This window comes from Prevotella sp. AGR2160, from assembly GCF_000424185.1.
In the GTDB taxonomy this organism is placed as follows: Bacteria; Bacteroidota; Bacteroidia; order Bacteroidales; family Bacteroidaceae; genus Prevotella.
Genome location: NZ_AUJK01000007.1, coordinates 25,313 through 41,287 on the forward strand (window position 1 = coordinate 25,313; position 15,975 = coordinate 41,287).

The 15,975-nt window shown below is 54.0% G+C and carries 13 protein-coding genes; 1 reads left to right on the forward strand and 12 read right to left on the reverse strand.

Annotated elements, in window-relative coordinates:
* Positions 1-5: 5 nt before the first annotated feature.
* Positions 6-863: a DUF4348 domain-containing protein gene (locus tag G604_RS0106210; RefSeq protein WP_028909818.1), complete on the reverse strand. Its 858-nt coding sequence runs from the start codon at positions 861-863 to the stop codon at positions 6-8.
* A gap of 164 nt (positions 864-1,027) precedes the next feature.
* Between G604_RS0106210 and pheS the strand changes: the two genes are divergently transcribed.
* Positions 1,028-2,068, forward strand: coding sequence for a phenylalanine--tRNA ligase subunit alpha (gene pheS / locus G604_RS0106215; protein ID WP_028909819.1), 1,041 nt, complete (start codon positions 1,028-1,030; stop codon positions 2,066-2,068).
* A gap of 52 nt (positions 2,069-2,120) precedes the next feature.
* On the opposite strand, the gene G604_RS0106220 is transcribed toward pheS, so the two are convergent.
* From G604_RS0106220 to G604_RS0106270, 11 genes are all read right to left on the reverse strand, one after another.
* Complete coding sequence (locus G604_RS0106220) at positions 2,121-3,755, reverse strand: dipeptidase (RefSeq protein WP_028909820.1); 1,635 nt, start codon at positions 3,753-3,755, stop codon at positions 2,121-2,123.
* A 43-nt stretch (positions 3,756-3,798) separates the two neighbouring features.
* Entirely contained in the window at positions 3,799-4,650 is an 852-nt protein-coding gene (gene nadC, locus G604_RS0106225; RefSeq protein WP_028909821.1) for a carboxylating nicotinate-nucleotide diphosphorylase, read from the reverse strand.
* A 46-nt stretch (positions 4,651-4,696) separates the two neighbouring features.
* Positions 4,697-4,825, reverse strand: coding sequence for a hypothetical protein (locus G604_RS15625; RefSeq protein ID WP_255347076.1), 129 nt, complete (start codon positions 4,823-4,825; stop codon positions 4,697-4,699).
* Positions 4,809-5,714, reverse strand: a complete 906-nt coding sequence (locus G604_RS13695; protein ID WP_051220253.1) for a DUF4296 domain-containing protein — start codon at positions 5,712-5,714, stop codon at positions 4,809-4,811. Before G604_RS13695 ends, G604_RS15625 begins: the two co-directional genes overlap by 17 nt.
* Entirely contained in the window at positions 5,711-6,397 is a 687-nt protein-coding gene (locus tag G604_RS0106240) for a lipoprotein signal peptidase (RefSeq protein ID WP_028909822.1), read from the reverse strand. The genes G604_RS13695 and G604_RS0106240 overlap by 4 nt, the downstream gene beginning before the upstream one ends.
* Positions 6,398-6,400: 3 nt before the next feature.
* Positions 6,401-6,784, reverse strand: a complete 384-nt coding sequence (locus G604_RS0106245; RefSeq protein WP_028909823.1) for a TraR/DksA family transcriptional regulator — start codon at positions 6,782-6,784, stop codon at positions 6,401-6,403.
* A gap of 86 nt (positions 6,785-6,870) precedes the next feature.
* Complete coding sequence (gene ileS, locus G604_RS0106250; RefSeq protein ID WP_028909824.1) at positions 6,871-10,509, reverse strand: isoleucine--tRNA ligase; 3,639 nt, start codon at positions 10,507-10,509, stop codon at positions 6,871-6,873.
* Positions 10,510-10,583: 74 nt separating this feature from the next.
* Positions 10,584-12,590: an NAD(+) synthase gene (locus G604_RS0106255; protein ID WP_028909825.1), complete on the reverse strand. Its 2,007-nt coding sequence runs from the start codon at positions 12,588-12,590 to the stop codon at positions 10,584-10,586.
* Positions 12,591-12,777: 187 nt separating this feature from the next.
* Positions 12,778-13,947 (reverse strand): DUF2027 domain-containing protein, encoded by a 1,170-nt coding sequence (locus tag G604_RS0106260; protein ID WP_028909826.1) that lies wholly within the window; start codon positions 13,945-13,947, stop codon positions 12,778-12,780.
* Positions 13,948-13,977: 30 nt separating this feature from the next.
* Positions 13,978-15,252, reverse strand: coding sequence for an S-adenosylmethionine:tRNA ribosyltransferase-isomerase (locus G604_RS0106265; RefSeq protein ID WP_028909827.1), 1,275 nt, complete (start codon positions 15,250-15,252; stop codon positions 13,978-13,980).
* A gap of 18 nt (positions 15,253-15,270) precedes the next feature.
* Positions 15,271-15,969 carry a phosphatase PAP2 family protein gene (locus G604_RS0106270; protein ID WP_028909828.1) on the reverse strand — a complete coding sequence of 233 codons (699 nt, stop codon included), beginning with the start codon at positions 15,967-15,969 and terminating at the stop codon, positions 15,271-15,273.
* Between the last annotated feature and the right edge of the window lie 6 nt (positions 15,970-15,975).

A 15,975-nucleotide genomic window follows, 5' to 3' on the forward strand; every position in this document is an offset into this window, starting at 1 on the left:
ATTATTTACACGCTCATGGCCATCAGAAGCCAGCGGCCATGGCGCAGACGGAACGTGAACTCCTGTTCGAGGCCGTTGGCGATACCCCGGATGACGAAGATCTTCTGCGTACTCTCCGTATATTTCTGGCCATAGATGATATTATAAATCATCCCCGTAGGCAATTTCGGCGCAAACATCGGCCACTGCTGTGGCAGCAGGTCACCCGTGAGGGTCGAGAAGTCATCATCGGGATTCGGACCCGTAAACTTCACGGGATTGTTGATATGCCGCATCTGGAATGCCGTATCCGTGGCAAAACGCTGATAGAACTTCAAGAAACTGGCATTCATATTCTGATACATCGGTTTCACGTTGAGCGAGGTGAGGTTCCATTTGCCATTGATACGGTTGAAGAGATACTGCTTCACGGTCTTCTTATTGAAATAAATCTTCTCTATAACGACATGATCTATGGTCGTATCCTTGGCCAATTTCATCTGCTTCATATTATCGAAGATCAGCGTATAAAAGTCTTGCCGCATGAAGAAATGTTCCATCTTCCAACTACTCTTTGGCAGTTTTCCGGCCAATTTGCCATTCTTGTATACCGGCAGGGGGAATATCGTACGCTTCATCTGTAGACGCTTGTTGGCGGCATAGTTGAAGATAAAGTCGTCGAAGAGCTCATCGGCCGCCTTCGGCATCGGCGTCGAGGCGATCAGCTGCTCCGTGGAATCCTCCTCCGTGGTATCCGGCGCCATGGTCATCGTCGACGTTGAATCTTCGGACACAGGCTTAGGCTTCTTGTCCGTACAACCTCCCTCCGTGAAGAGAAAAGCCACGAGCAGGAGTCCCAAGAAACTCTCAAAAAACTTTCTCATAGCTAACTAAACTAATTCTTTGCAAAATTAAGCATAATTTTATAGACCTCCAAAGATTTTTTCAAAAAGATTTTGTAACTTTGCATTTGATTTATCAACAATCGGGTCTGCCTCCTTCGGAACAGGGCCCGCGAGACGACAGGAAAATTAAAACATTATATAGCATGTTATTAGAAAAAATTGAAGGTTTGCTGAAAGAAGTCAGTAACCTGTCCGCACAAAAGGCTGAGGATGTTGAACAGCTCCGGCTGAAATATCTCTCCAAGAAGGGCGAGATCAACGCCCTCATGGCCGACTTCCGCCAGGTCCCGAAGGATCAGAAGAAAGAGATCGGCATGAAGATCAACGAGCTCAAGCAGTTGGCTATGGAGAAGATCAACAGTCTGCGCGAGGAAGTCGCTGAGGAGGCCGTGAGCAGTGATGACATGGATCTCACCCGTACGCCCTACCCCATTGCCCTGGGCACGCGCCATCCGCTGACGATTGTACGCAATCAGATCATTGATATCTTCTCCCGCATGGGCTTTACCCTCTTTCAGGGTCCTGAGGTGGATGATGACAAGCACGTCTTCACGATGCTGAACTTCGCTGCTGACCATCCTGCCCGTGACATGCAGGATACCTTCTTCATCGAGCAGAGCGATCCCGGCGACGTGACGAAGAACGTGCTGCTGCGCAGTCACACCTCCGGCGACGAGGCCCACTTCATGGAGAACCACCAGCCGCCGTTCCGCATCCTCTGTCCGGGTCGTGTATACCGTAATGAGGCCATCAGTGCCCGTGCCCACTGTTTCTTCCATCAGGTGGAAGGCCTGTATGTTGACAAGGGCGTGAGCTTCACCGATCTGAAGCAGGTATTGCTGACCTTCGCCCGTGAGATGTTCGGTCCCGACACGAAGATCCGCCTCCGTCCGTCTTACTTCCCCTTCACGGAGCCGAGTGCAGAGATGGACATCAGTTGTAACATCTGCGGCGGCAAGGGCTGCGGCTTCTGCAAGCACACGGGATGGGTGGAGATCCTCGGCTGCGGCATGGTCGATCCCCATGACCTTGAGGCCTGCGGCATCGACTCCAGCGTCTACACCGGTTATGCCTTCGGTATGGGTGTGGAGCGCATCACGAACCTGAAATACCGTGTCGATGACCTCCGCATGTTCTCCGAGAACGACAAGCGGTTCCTCGAGGAGTTCAAGAGCGCCTATTAATCTTCCATTAACATACAAAAATGCCCCGCGTCACATCAACGCGGGGCATTTTTTATTTCGGCATTTCGTATTTATTTCCTTCCAACTGGATCATCTTACGGGCATATCCCTTCGGATATCCCGGACGCTCCACAGGAACCTGGAGTCCATATTTCGTACGGAGGAAACGTCCGTTCTTCTCCGGCTTCACGGCCATGTCATTATACTTCACGACAAGATACGTGCGCAACTGTTTCCAACGGGCGAGCATCTCGTCAGCCTTACGACAGCTATAGTCGTTGAGGAACTTTACGGTAGCCTCCGTGCTGCCCAGGGCCATGGCACTCTTCTCAATGGCACTCTGGTTGTCGAAATAGCTCTTCTCCAGACTGTCACGGACGGCCTCGAGCGACGGGAACATCACGCTGTAACGCGGATAGACCATGTTGCTCACCATATTGCATACCCAGAAAGCATTGTCGTCACTGTAGGTCAGGGCGTCCGCACCGGGCGTGTTGTAGCATTTCGGCTGAACGGTGGAGTTGCAGTATACGGGCGTGTAGGCAATCATGTTCGGATCATCATTACCAAACCACAGTACGCCACCGACAGCCCGCGGCAGCCAGGAGCGCATCTGGGCGACATAAGTGAAGCCCGTCTGCTGCGTACTCGTCGGCCGCTCATTGAAATATTCCTTACCGTCTACCTTGTAGAAGAGCGGTGTCGGCCGGTAAGGCATCTGCCAGATACCACCGTCGATGCTCGTCGTGTCGGCCACAGAGAGCGGTGTCCCCTCGAAATGGTCACGCATGCAGCGCTCGACATCGGCGACGGAGAGTTTCTTATCGGGGATGATCCAGAGCGGCATATCCTCGGCATTCTTGTCCTTGCCCAGGGCCCACGGCAGCCACCGGTCCATATTCTTCCAGTGACGGAAGAAACTCCACACGCGGGCATCACAGATGCGGCGGCCGGAGAAATCGGGGAAGGCATAGGCATCCTTCCAGTTGAAGTCCTTGTCTTTTCCCTTAAACCAGCCCTTGCTGCGGGCGAAGGAGATCACGTTCTTCGAATGGAGCACCTCCGTCTTATACATAGAGAACTGTCCGATGCGGGCTTGGTTGGCGTGACCGCTGATGGCATTGTCGGGGATGCGCACAGCGACCCATACCACCTTATTATTCTTGTCACCGCCACAGCCCTGCATCTCGAGGATCCAGGCCTCATTGGGATCACAGACGGTGAACGACTCACCCTCGGAGTTATAACCATAGCGCTCAGCGAGGGTCGTCATCGTATGGATAGCCTCCCGTGCCGTCTTCGAACGCTGCAGGGCGATATAGATCAGTGATCCGTAGTCGATGATACCCGTCGTGTCGACCATCTCCTCCCGGCCGCCATAGGTCGTCTCACCTACCGTCACCTGGTATTCATTCATGTTACCGATGACGTTATAGGTCACGGGGGCCTCGGGGATCATACCATGATACTGATTGGTATCCCAGTCGTAGATCTTCCGCATCTCCCCTTTCTGATGGGTGGCGGCGGGATAATGACAGAGATACTGGAACATGCCATAGTCGTCGGCATTATACGAGCACATCACGGAGCCGTCGACACTGGCTTTCTTGCCAACGATGAAGTTGGTACAAGCAAAAGCAGCAGCCACGTTCATCATGGCTGCCGCGAGAATGATTAATTTCTTCATATATAATGTTTGGGGCGGAACATGATGAATCATGTCCCTACGATTAGTCGCAAGCCTTGAAGCTCATGTCTAAGCCTTTCACGCTGTGCGTGAGGGCACCGACGCTGATAAAGTCTACGCCCTGCTCGGCATAGTCACGGATAGTGTCGAAGGTGATACCACCACTCGACTCCGTCTCATAACGGTGGTTGATCAAATCCACGGCCTTTTTCGTATCGGGGACACTGAAATTGTCGAGCATGATACGGTCGACGCCACCATGGTCGAGGACCTGCTGCAGCTCGTCGAAGTTGCGCACCTCAATCTCTATCTTCAGGTTCAGGTGTTTCTCCTCGAGATAGTGATGACAGCGGTCAATGGCATCGCTGATGCCTCCGGCGAAGTCGATGTGGTTATCTTTCAGCAGGATCATGTCGAAGAGACCGATACGATGGTTCATGCCGCCGCCGAGCTTCACGGCCTGCTTCTCGAGCATACGCATGCCCGGCGTTGTCTTACGGGTATCGAGGACATGAGCGCCGGTGCCTTTGATGCGCTCCACATAGCGGTGGGTCATCGTGGCGATGCCACTCATACGCTGCATGATGTTCAGCATCAGGCGCTCGGTCTGCAACAGGGAGCGTGTCTTGCCGGAAACGATCATGGCGATGTCACCCTTCTTCACGGGCGTACCGTCGGGGATGAGGACCTCCACCTTCAAGGTCGGGTCGAAACGGTTGAACACTTTCTTGGCTACCTCCACACCGGCGAGGATACCGTCTTCCTTGATGAGGAGATGGCTCTTGCCCATGGCATCCTCAGGGATGCAGCAGAGGGTGGTATGATCACCGTCGCCGATATCTTCGGCGAAAGCAAGATCAATAAGTTTGTCTTCTAACTGGTCTACTGAAAGCATAATATATAAATTTTATGGCCACCTACAGACGGCAGTTTTTAATTTTTTAATTTTTTACTTTTAAAATCTTTCCGTTTTCATCCATCTCCACGGTCACGGGATGCCACTCCGTCATCGGCTCCTCCTCGGTGAGGGGATGAAAACTGACGACACGGCCGTTACTGACGCACAACACCTGCCGGTACAGGCGCTCCCTGGATGGGAAGAGGACGAGGACGGCCACCGCTATCCGGCGGCATGCCCGGGCCTGACGGGCCTCCGGTGATTCCGTTATTGGTTCCATTGGTAGGTTCATTCTTGATATGCATGCGTACGAGACGGATATTCTCAATGAACATCAGCTTCAGCGTCGTCAGTCCACCTTCCGTCTGCTCATTACCTTTACTCAGGAGGAAGAAACCACGGACACTCTTAATGCCGAGGCGTTTCGTATCCTCCACCTGCAGACTGTAGTGGCTGTCGCTCTGCACCTGTACCACCTGCGTGGCTACGGAGTCGTTGCCAAACTGGACAGCGAGGACGGCGACACCATTCCGCACGCCATCTTGGTAGATGAACTGCGCATCGAAGTCGAGGATCAGACGGTCACCGGGATGATAGGCGGTGTCTGCCTTGAGGGAGTAAGCGGCATAGTTAAACGGCTTGTCGGGCGTGAAGACCATCGCGTGCGGTCCTGTCCATATACTCGCCGTGTCCCCATTGGCTGTAGTGCCATAGGACGACAGGTCTGCTGCCGAAGCGCCCTGCGCCGCCGCCTCTTTCTGCATGCGGTCAGCGAGGTTACCATAGATTTCCTGCAATTTCTCCGTATGGCGTTCATAGTACACCAAGGAGGAGTCGAACTCTGCCTCCGTGACCTCGTGCTTCTTCAATACGGCAGCACGATAGGAGATAAAGTCCTCCGGCCGGTTGCCCTGCTGCGCCATGGCCTGTGCGATATGGTAGTCGAAAAGGATATCCTCCATCTCTCCCGACGAGAGGATTCCTTTTGGCGTCCCCGGATTACAGGAAGCGAGGAGCAGGAGACTCAGTACCAGCAAGAACAGTCCCGCAGTCTTTCTCATGCCGCCCCTCCTTTCTGATCCGATACTTTTTCTGATGCCGAAACATGATCTTCAGAGGCCTTTGATTCCTTCTGCTTCGGTTCCATATCCTTGCGGCAGAAGAGCAACAGAGCGATGACACCCACGGAGATAGCCGAGTCGGCGAAGTTGAACACGGGATCAAAGAAGGTGAAATGGGAGCCACCGACAAGCGGCAGCCATGTCGGCAGATAGGTGTCGATGAGTGGGAAATAGAACATATCCACGACCTTTCCCGTGAGAAATCCGGCATAGCCCTGACCGAAGGGCACGAGCCAAGCCACATAGTCGGGTGACGAGGCCGTGAAGATGAGTCCGTAGAACATCGAGTCGAAGATATTCCCCGCTGCCCCGGCGAGAATCAGCGAAAGGAGGAAGACATAACGCAGTCGGGCGCCACGGCTGATCTGCTTGTGGATATACCACCCGATAATGGCCACGGCGATGATACGGAAAATAGACAGGACATACTTGTTGAAGAACGTCATGCCCCATGCCATGCCATTGTTCTCGATGAAGCAGATACGGAACCATGGTGCGATCTCGTACTGCTGTCCAAGGGTCATGTGTGTCTTCACCCAAATCTTGATGATCTGGTCGATGGCCAGCACCAGGACGATGAGGGCGACAGACAGCACACGCACCTTTTTCTGATTATACTGCACTGTTTAGTGATTCTTATGCTTATTCTTGGATTCTACACTCAACGTAGCATGGGGCACGACAAGAAGACGGGCCTTCGGGATGAGCTCACCCGTAATACGGTCGATGCCATACGTCTTGTTCTGGATACGGATGAGGGCAGCCTCCAATCCCCGGATGTATTTCTGCTCACGCTGAGCCATCATCAGGATCTCTTCCTTCGACTGTGTGTTACTACCCTCCTCTAGCGCCTTATAGGTGGGAGAGGTATCCATCACGTCATTGCTATTGGAGTTGTCGAGCTGATCCATCAAGTCCTTATAGTCCCTGCGGGCCACAGCCAACTTCTCATTGATGAGCGTGCGGAACTCCTCGAGGTCCGCGTCGCTGTAACGTTTCTTGATTTCCATATCAATAGAAATTAAAAGTTTATCCTTTTGTAGGTGGCCGTCCTATTGCGGCCACGCAAGGAAGATGGTGAATAAGCAGGAAAATATTAAGCCTTTTCCACTTTGATATTGAGCTTGAAGTCGTCGAAGTCCGTCTCCACACCGTCATTGGCAGCGATGGTGATGTCATCGGCGAGCACCTGACTCTTGATGAGGTCCCCGTAAGCCTCGATGGCGGCATCGGTCTCCTCATGAGGAGCCACGGTGAGGCGGATGCGGTCGGTGATCTCCAGGCCACTGTCCTTACGGATATTCTGGATACGGTTGATGAGCTCACGGGCCATACCTTCCTTCTTCAACTCCGGTGTCAGCTCCACCTCAAGGGCAACGGTGAGGTTACCCTCGTTGCTGACGAGCCAGCCGGGGATATCCTCGGAGATAATCTCCACATCGGCAGCCTCAACGGTGATGGGATTACCCTCCACCTCGAAGTTCAGATGGCCGTCTTTCTCAAGCTGGGCGATCTCCTCCTGGGAGAGGCCGTTCATCTTCGCGGCAACACCCTTCATGAGTTTGCCATATTTCTTACCCATGACGCGGAAGTTACACTTCACCTTCTTCACGAGGAAGCCGGAGTCCTCCACGAAGGAGAGATCCTTGACGTTGACCTCGGTCTTGATGAGGTCGGCGACGGCGGCGATATGCTTCTTCTGCTCGTCATCGACGGCGGGAATCATGATCTTAGCCAGCGGCTGACGGACCTTGATGTTCACCTTACGACGCAGGGCGAGGACCATGGACGTGATCTGCTGAGCCATACCCATGCGGGCCTCGAGGTCAGGATCGATGGCACTCTCGTCTACCGTAGGATAGGTATCGAGATGTACGCTCTCTAGCTTTCCGCCGAGGTCGTGGTAGAGCTGGTCGGCAGAGAAGGGAGCGAAGGGCGCGAGGACCTTGCTGACCGTCATCAGACAGGTATAGAGGGTCTGATAAGCACTAAGCTTGTCCTTGCTCATCTCCTTACCCCAGAAGCGCTTACGGTTCAGACGGACGTACCAGTTGCTCAGGTCGTCGTTGACGAAGGCGTCGATGAGACGGCCGGCACGCGTCGGGTCGTAGCCGTCGAGCTCTGTCTGCACGCCCTTGACGAGGGTGTTCAGACAGGAGAGGATCCAGCGGTCGATCTCCGGGCGCTCGCTGAGGGGCACCTGCTCGGCTGCCGGGTCGAAGTTGTCGACATTGGCGTAGAGGGCGAAGAAGCTGTACGTATTATATAAGGTACCGAAGAACTTACGACGCACCTCGTCGACACCCTTCGGGTCGAACTTCAGGTTGTCCCACGGCTCACTGTTCGTCATCATATAGAAACGGACGGGATCGGCACCATACTTATTGATCATCTCGAAAGGATCGGTGACATTGCCGACGTGCTTACTCATCTTGTTACCCTTGGCATCAAGGACGAGACCGGAGGAGATGACATTCTTGAAAGCGACACTGTCGAAGATCATCGTAGAGATGGCATGGAGCGTGAAGAACCAGCCACGTGTCTGATCGACACCCTCGTTGATGAAGTCGGCGGGATAGAAGGCCGGTGGAACGGGCGTGCCGGTATAAGTACTGTGGATGAGCTCATCGCGGTATTCTGCCTCACTCTTGCCCGTAGCCTTCAGCTTCTCGGCGTTGAGGGCGTTCTCGAAGGGATAGTGCTGCTGGGCATACGGCATGGAGCCACTGTCGAACCACACGTCGATGAGGTCACTCTCACGGTGCATCGGCTTGCCGGTCTTACTGACAAGTACGATATAGTCGATATACGGCCGATGGAGGTCGATCTTATCGTAGTTCTCCTGGGAGTAGTCACCGACGACGAAGCCCTTATCCTTGAAGGGATTGCTCTTCATGAATCCGGCCTTGACACTCTTCTCGATCTCGTTGTAGAGTTCCTCGATGGAGCCGATGCAGATCTCATTACGGTCCTCATCGCGCCAGATGGGCAGCGGCGTACCCCAGAAACGGCTACGGCTGAGGTTCCAGTCGTTGAGGTTCTCAAGCCAGTTGCCAAAGCGGCCCGTGCCTGTAGATTCCGGCTGCCAGTGGATGGTCTTGTTGAGATCGACCATGCGCTGCTTGTCGGCGGTGTCACGGATGAACCAGCTATCGAGGGGATAGTAGAGGATCGGCTTGTCGGTACGCCAGCAGTGCGGATAGTTGTGTACGTGCTTCTCGATCTTGAAGGCCGTGCCCTCCTGCTTCATCTCCATACAGATCACGACATTCAGGTCCTCGGCTTTCTCCGAGCCCTTACGGTCCCAGACGCCATTAGGATTGAACTTCGGATCATAGGCGTTCTTCACGTAGTCGCCCTCATGATGCTGGTAAGCCTTGACATCTACGCAGCGCTCGATGAAGTTCTTGTCGAGTTCCTTCAGCAGATAATACTTACCTTGGAGGTCGACCATCGGACGTGTCTCACCCTTCTTACTGATGAGGTAGAGGGCGGGGATGCGGGCATCCTTGGCCACCTTGGCATCATCGGCACCGAAGGTAGGAGCGATATGGACGATACCGGTACCATCCTCCGTGGTCACATAGTCGCCTGGGATGACGCGGAAGGCCTCGTCAGCCATCTCCACGAACTGGTCCTTGCCATTCTCCCCCGTGAAGACTTTCTCGGGATGGGCGGCAGCATATTCATTGACAAAGGCGGGAGCATACTCACCACATTTCTCCACAGGCTTCACCCACGGCATGAGCTGCTGATAGTGGAGACCGACGAGGTCAGCCCCCTTGATGGTACCGATCTTGCGGAACGGCACATATTTGTCGCCATGCTGGTAGTCGGGGAGCTCGCCACCGTCTGTCACCTCACCCTCGGGAGCGAGATAAGCGTTGACACGGGCATCACCCATGATAATCGTCTCTTTCTCGGCCGTATAGGGATTATACGTCTCAATAATGTCATAGTCAATCTTCGGACCGACACAGAGGGCGACATTGGAAGGCAGTGTCCACGGTGTCGTCGTCCAAGCGATGAAATAGGGCTTGCCCCATTTCGTCCACTCCTCCTTGGGATCAGTGATGAGGAACTGTGCCGTAACAGTCGTATCCTTCACGTCACGGTAGCAGCCCGGCTGGTTCAGCTCATGGCTGGAGAGGCCGGTACCGGCAGCAGGACTGTAGGGCTGGATGGTATAGCCCTTATACAGACGGCCCTTGCGGTAGAGCTGTTTCAGCAGCCACCACAGGGTCTCGATATACTTGTTGTCGTAAGTAATATACGGATGGTCGAGGTCTACGAAATAGCCCATTTTCTCCGTCAACTCACGCCACTCAGCGGTGAACTTCATGACGTTCTCACGGCATTTATGGTTGTAGTCTTCCGTAGAGATATATTTGTCGGAGGCCTTGTTGTCGATATCCTTCTTCGTGATGCCCAGCTCTTTCTCCACACCGAGCTCCACGGGCAGTCCGTGGGTATCCCAGCCGGCCTTGCGGTGCACCTGGAAGCCCTTCATCGTCTTGTAACGGTTGAAAGTATCCTTGATGGAACGGGCCAGGACATGATGAATACCGGGATGACCGTTGGCCGAGGGAGGTCCCTCGAAGAAAATAAACTGAGGCTGTCCCTCACGCTCATCGATACTCTTATGGAAGATATCCTTCTTCTCCCATTCTGCCAACACGTCATTGTTGGTCTTGACCAGGTCCATAGCCTGATGTTCGGCAAATCTCTTAGCCATATATGTCTCTTTTATTTTAACTTTTCTTTTATAAGGCGCAAAATTACGAAAAAAAACTGTTTCCTACAAATCTATTACAGATTTTCTATCTCACCGAGCCATAATGAAGCATTTGCGTCACTCGGCATGCGCCAGTCGCCGCGCGGCGAGAGGCTCACGCTACCCACCTTCGGACCATCGGGGAGGCAGGAGCGCTTGAACTGCTGCTGGAAGAAGCGACGGAGGAACACCTTCAGCCATTTCTTGATTGTGGCGTCACTATAGGCGCCACCGAGGTCTGCTCCTGTCATGCTCTTCGACGTGTCCTCGTCGTTGTCGACATCCTCGAAGGCCTTACGGGCCAGGAGGTAGATCTTCTGCGGACGGAAACCGAAGCGCAGGAAATAGTAGAGGAAGAAGTCATGGAGCTCATAAGGTCCTACGAGGTCCTCGGTCTTCTGCTTGATCTCTCCGTTCTCGTCGGCGGGGATGAGCTCGGGGGAGATCGGCGTGTCGATGATATCGAGGAGTGTTGCCCGGGATGCCTCGTCAATGCCACTATTGGCGACGAAGCGTACGAGATAACGGATGAGGGTCTTCGGGATGGAACAGTTGACACCGTACATACTCATATGATCACCGTTATAGGTAGCCCAGCCAAGGGCGAGCTCACTGAGGTCACCGGTACCGATGACCATACCGCCGAGCTGGTTGGCGAGATCCATGAGGATCATCGTGCGCTCACGGGCCTGGCCGTTCTCATACGTCACGTCATGGACTTCCATATTATGACCGATATCCTCGAAATGCTGCGTCACGGACTTGGCGATGCTCACCTCACGGATGGTGATGCCGAGACTCTTCATGAGGTTGACGGCATTGTTGTACGTGCGGTCGGTGGTGCCGAAACCGGGCATGGTGACACCGATGATTCCCTTACGGTCCATCTTCAACTTATCGAAAGTCTTCACGCACACGAGTAGGGCCAGCGTGGAGTCGAGGCCGCCACTGATACCGATGACGACGGTCTTGCTGTGGGTATGGACGATACGCTTGGCGAGGCCCATGACCTGGATGTTGAAGATCTCCTCACAGGAGGCATTCATATCATTGGACTTCGGGATGAACGGATGGGGATCGACGGTACGCTCTAGGACGAAGTCACGACTCACCTCCGGGGCCACGCAACAGATGTTTCTGACGTCGAAATGCTTGTTCTGTATGGCGAACTTGATATTCCGCTGCGCGTTGACATAGGTACTGTTCAGACGGCGCTCGGCACGCAGACGGTCGATGTCTATCTGAGCACACTGTACCTGAGGATCAAGGCTGAAGCGCTGACCTTCCACGAGACAGTTGCCATTCTCGTAGATCATCGCGTTGCCGCCATAGACGACATCCTGCGTGCTCTCACCAAAGCCGGCGGAACTGTAGATATATCCCGTGATCGTACGGGCGCTCTGCTGGGCCACGAGACTCTTGAGATAGGCATGCTTGCCGATGAGCTCATCACTGGCGGAGAGGTTGAAGATGAGCTCGGCGCCACAGAGAGCCAGTCTGCTGCTCGGCGGTGCCGGGGCCCAGAGATCCTCACAGATCTCCACACCGAACTTCACGCCCTGTGCCGTCTGGAAGATCTGCGGCTCGGGAGTGATGGAGAGCTTATGACCGGCAAAGCGGAACTCGGTATCACGGAGGTCCTGGGCGGAGGCGAACCAGCGTTTCTCGTAGAACTCACTATAGTTGGGCAGATAGGTCTTCGGCACGATACCGAGGATCTTTCCGCGCTGGACGACGGCGGCGGCATTCAACAACAGATCCCCGACAACAACGGGGAGCCCAACGATAGAGATGATATCGAGCTGCCGCGTGAAGTCGAGGAGCATGAGCAGAGCTGTCTCGGCACCGTCGAGGAGGATCTGCTGATGGAAGAGATCCTGACAGGTATAACCCGTCAGGGCCAGTTCGGGAAAGACGATGATCTCCGTGCCCTGGCCTTCCGCCTGGGCGATAATGTTCTCGATCTGTTGGAGATTATACTGTACGTCACCGACCTTCACACCGGGAACGGCACTGGCGACCTTGATAAATCCGTAATTCATAAATTCTTTCTTTAATTTCTCTTTGATAAGCGCAATGATACGATCCTCTTGCAGGGGCCGTCCCTTGTGGCGGCCCGATGCCGGTAACGGCATTCCGTATAGCAATGATTGCCGATACGATTCGGCGTTCCGCCGACGGGCCGCCACAAGGGACGGCCCCTGCAATTCCCGAAATCCCGGAATATTTCTATTTGATCGTCACGAGGGTGGCACCGTAACCATATTCCTGGAACGACGCATCCTGATAGCGGCAGTTCTTATACCGGTAGTTGAGCTCATGGATGACAGCCTGGCGGAGCACACCCTCACCCTTTCCATGGATGAAGACGATCTGCTGGCCGTGCTTCTTTTTGTTGGCTTCCATCACCGACTTGAAATAATCCACCTGGTAATGGAGGATATCGGCAGAGTTCATCCCCGCCGTCGTCTCCAGGAGCGAGGAGGCATGGAGGTCGACGACAATGGTGCCGTCATCCTTCGTGCGGATTTTCTTGCTCTGAGCGTCGCCCTTTGACGGAGTCTCGTCGGCGCGGACCTTGCGGGCAGCCTCCTTATAGAGTTCCTTCTTCAGCTTCTTCGGGTCGAGGTCAAGCGGTTTCTCCGTCTCGTCATTCTCCACGATCGTCAGCAACATGGCAGGATCATCGAAGAAGAGATTCTCCGTGAACGTATGGAGCTTATAGAATTTCACGGGCTCGATGCGAAGGACCACATCGACGGCGGGCTTGAGTACGAAGGCCTTGTCACGCTTGTAGGCGAAGAGTTGGAAGGCGACTTTCGTCAGCGTGTTGACGGCACTGTGGGGGATCTTCTCCAACAGCACCTTTGTATTCGGCTCCACCTCTCCCTGACTCTTCAGGTTCCAACTGTTACCCTCGGGGAGCGCACAGGCATACTGGAGGTAGTAGTTACTGTCGTTGATGAAGTACACCTTCAAGTCCGTATTCGTGATATCCTTAGCATCCTCGGGGACGAAGGCGAGGTAGGCGGAGAGTTTGTTGCCGCCCTTGCGCTCCTCGGCGGGACGCTGGTAGGTGATCTCTCGCTGCGAGGGATCCTCGGGCTCGTCCTCCTCAAGGTCATCCATACCGTCGGCAAGGATGGCCTTGACACTGCGGGAGTTATCCTTCAGCTCCGTCTGGGCGTGCTCGGCAGCTTTCTCCTGCTCATCGATCTTCTCCGAGATCATCTTACCCATACTATAATCGTCCTGTTGTACCACGACGACCTCATTGGCGGGGGTGGGAATCTGGAATCCGTCCTCATCCTCTACCAATACGATATTTCCTTTTTGGAAACCGGCGATGACGCCACCACCGGTATCACTTAAAAATCTAACGTGATCTCCAACTTTCATAATTCGTTGAATGTTTGTGTTTAAAAATGTTTAAGGGATCAGCAGACTGCTGTCACCGTAACTCAGGAACCGGAAATCATGGCTGAGGGCATAGTCGTAGACCTTGCGCCAGTCACCATGGAGGAAAGCACTCACGAGGAGGAGCAGTGTGCTCTGTGGCTGGTGGAAATTCGTCACGAGCATTTTCACGATCTTATACTCATACCCCGGTGCGATGATAATCTGCGTACTCGAATGGAGGGCCTCGAGGCCGTTGCGCTCGAGATAGTCGAGGATATTCCGGATGGCCGTCATCGGCGTGATGCCGTCGACGAGTCCTCCGTTACGGCCGTTGTCATACGGATCCCACTGCTTCACATGCAGCTCCTCCTCAGAGGCATCGGGATGGGTCTGCAGATAGACACCCATATAATAGAGACTCTCCAACGTGCGCACGGAGGTCGTACCGACAGCGATGGCACGGCAGTCATGACTCAGCAGGCGCTCGAGGGTATGGCGGTGGACGACGATATACTCCGTATGCATCTCATGACCCTCGATCTCCACACTCTTCACAGGTTTGAAAGTGCCGGCACCGACATGCAGCGTCACCTCATCACGCGTGATGCCGTGGCGGTCGATATCCTCGAGGACGGCATCAGTGAAATGGAGGCCGGCGGTAGGCGCGGCGACACTGCCCTTGATCTTGGAATAGACCGTCTGGTACGTCACCTTATCACTCTCCTGCGTCTCACGGTTGAGATACGGCGGAATGGGCAGCTCACCGACCTCTTCCAGGATCTCGGCAAAGTTGACCTTCTCGGTATTCCAGTCGAAGTCAACCCAGTAGTTTGTGCCGCCACTGTGTGCCGTCATCTTCTGCTGTTCGGCGGAGAGCTCATCACCGCGGCGCATCGTTGCCGTAAGGGTGAAGGTATGGCCCTTGATGGTGAAGTCACGCTTCAGCGATCCCTCTTTCCATTTCTTCAGGTTACCAATCATGCAGAGCCAGGCACAGTGGCCCGTGGTCTGGAACATCAGCTCGTAGTCCGTCGGGGCGGCAGGCTCCATGAGGAACACCTCAATGAGGGCACCCGTCTCCTTGCGGAAATGCATACGGGCCTGGATGACACGGGTATTATTGAAAACCATCAGCGCGCCCTTCGGCAGGTAGTTGACAATATTGTAGAAGATATCGTCGCTCACTGCTCCGTGGTTGTAGATGAGCAACTTCGAGTGGTCGCGCTGTGCGATGGGGAATTTAGCAATTCGTTCGTCGGGGAGATCATAATTGAAATCTCCAATCTTGATATGTTTTGTATCCATTGTCGAAAAAATTATAAATTACACGATAGTCGCCTGAATGACGATATAGGTAAGGGTAAAGGCCATGATGGTGAGAACCATGTCGATGTCCTGGTAGTCATAACCCGTACGGGTATACTGTGAGGAGATATAGTTCAGTCGCGGACTCACCTTGAAATAGCATTTCCTATAAACAAGATACACCAATAGTCCGACGACGGCACCCCAGAGGAGGCCTACGGCGACATCACTGGGATAATGGACGCCGAGATAGAGCCGTGACCATGCGTTGGCCAGACTCCATAGGATCATCATCATCGAGAACAACCTACCACGGACGAGAAGGGAGAAGAAGACGGCGATGGCCATTGTGTTCGCGGCATGAGCGGAAAAGAAGCCATACTGTCCACTGCCCGTATAGCCCTGTGCCACATCCACCATCATCTTCCACTGCGGGTCATAGGTCGGGCGGAACTGCATGACGAGGGGCTTGACGAGGATATCGGAGACACCACCACCGAAGAGGACGCAACAGGCGGCAGCGCCAACGACGAGCATGATCTGCGGCATCGTCTCGTTGTTGCGCAATACCATATAAAACAAGGCGAGATAAAACACGATCCACGTCGGCCCGTTAGTCAGCGCGAGGACGACATGATCGAGGAAGAGCGAGTCACTGCCGTTGAAGAACGCCAGGATCGCCCGGTCTGCCTGTGATGTTAATAATAAATCAATCATTTTGTA

What these genes read in the sequence shown, in the direction of transcription:
- G604_RS0106210 (WP_028909818.1), bottom strand. Translation starts at nt 863, where the DNA reads ATGAGAAAGTTTTTTGAGAGTTTCTTGGGACTCCTGCTCGTGGCTTTT.
- pheS (WP_028909819.1), top strand. Translation starts at nt 1,028, where the DNA reads ATGTTATTAGAAAAAATTGAAGGTTTGCTGAAAGAAGTCAGTAACCTG.
- G604_RS0106220 (WP_028909820.1), bottom strand. Translation starts at nt 3,755, where the DNA reads ATGAAGAAATTAATCATTCTCGCGGCAGCCATGATGAACGTGGCTGCT.
- nadC (WP_028909821.1), bottom strand. Translation starts at nt 4,650, where the DNA reads ATGCTTTCAGTAGACCAGTTAGAAGACAAACTTATTGATCTTGCTTTC.
- G604_RS13695 (WP_051220253.1), bottom strand. Translation starts at nt 5,714, where the DNA reads ATGAGAAAGACTGCGGGACTGTTCTTGCTGGTACTGAGTCTCCTGCTC.
- G604_RS0106245 (WP_028909823.1), bottom strand. Translation starts at nt 6,784, where the DNA reads ATGGAAATCAAGAAACGTTACAGCGACGCGGACCTCGAGGAGTTCCGC.
- ileS (WP_028909824.1), bottom strand. Translation starts at nt 10,509, where the DNA reads ATGGCTAAGAGATTTGCCGAACATCAGGCTATGGACCTGGTCAAGACC.
- G604_RS0106255 (WP_028909825.1), bottom strand. Translation starts at nt 12,590, where the DNA reads ATGAATTACGGATTTATCAAGGTCGCCAGTGCCGTTCCCGGTGTGAAG.
- G604_RS0106260 (WP_028909826.1), bottom strand. Translation starts at nt 13,947, where the DNA reads ATGAAAGTTGGAGATCACGTTAGATTTTTAAGTGATACCGGTGGTGGC.
- G604_RS0106265 (WP_028909827.1), bottom strand. Translation starts at nt 15,252, where the DNA reads ATGGATACAAAACATATCAAGATTGGAGATTTCAATTATGATCTCCCC.
- G604_RS0106270 (WP_028909828.1), bottom strand. Translation starts at nt 15,969, where the DNA reads ATGATTGATTTATTATTAACATCACAGGCAGACCGGGCGATCCTGGCG.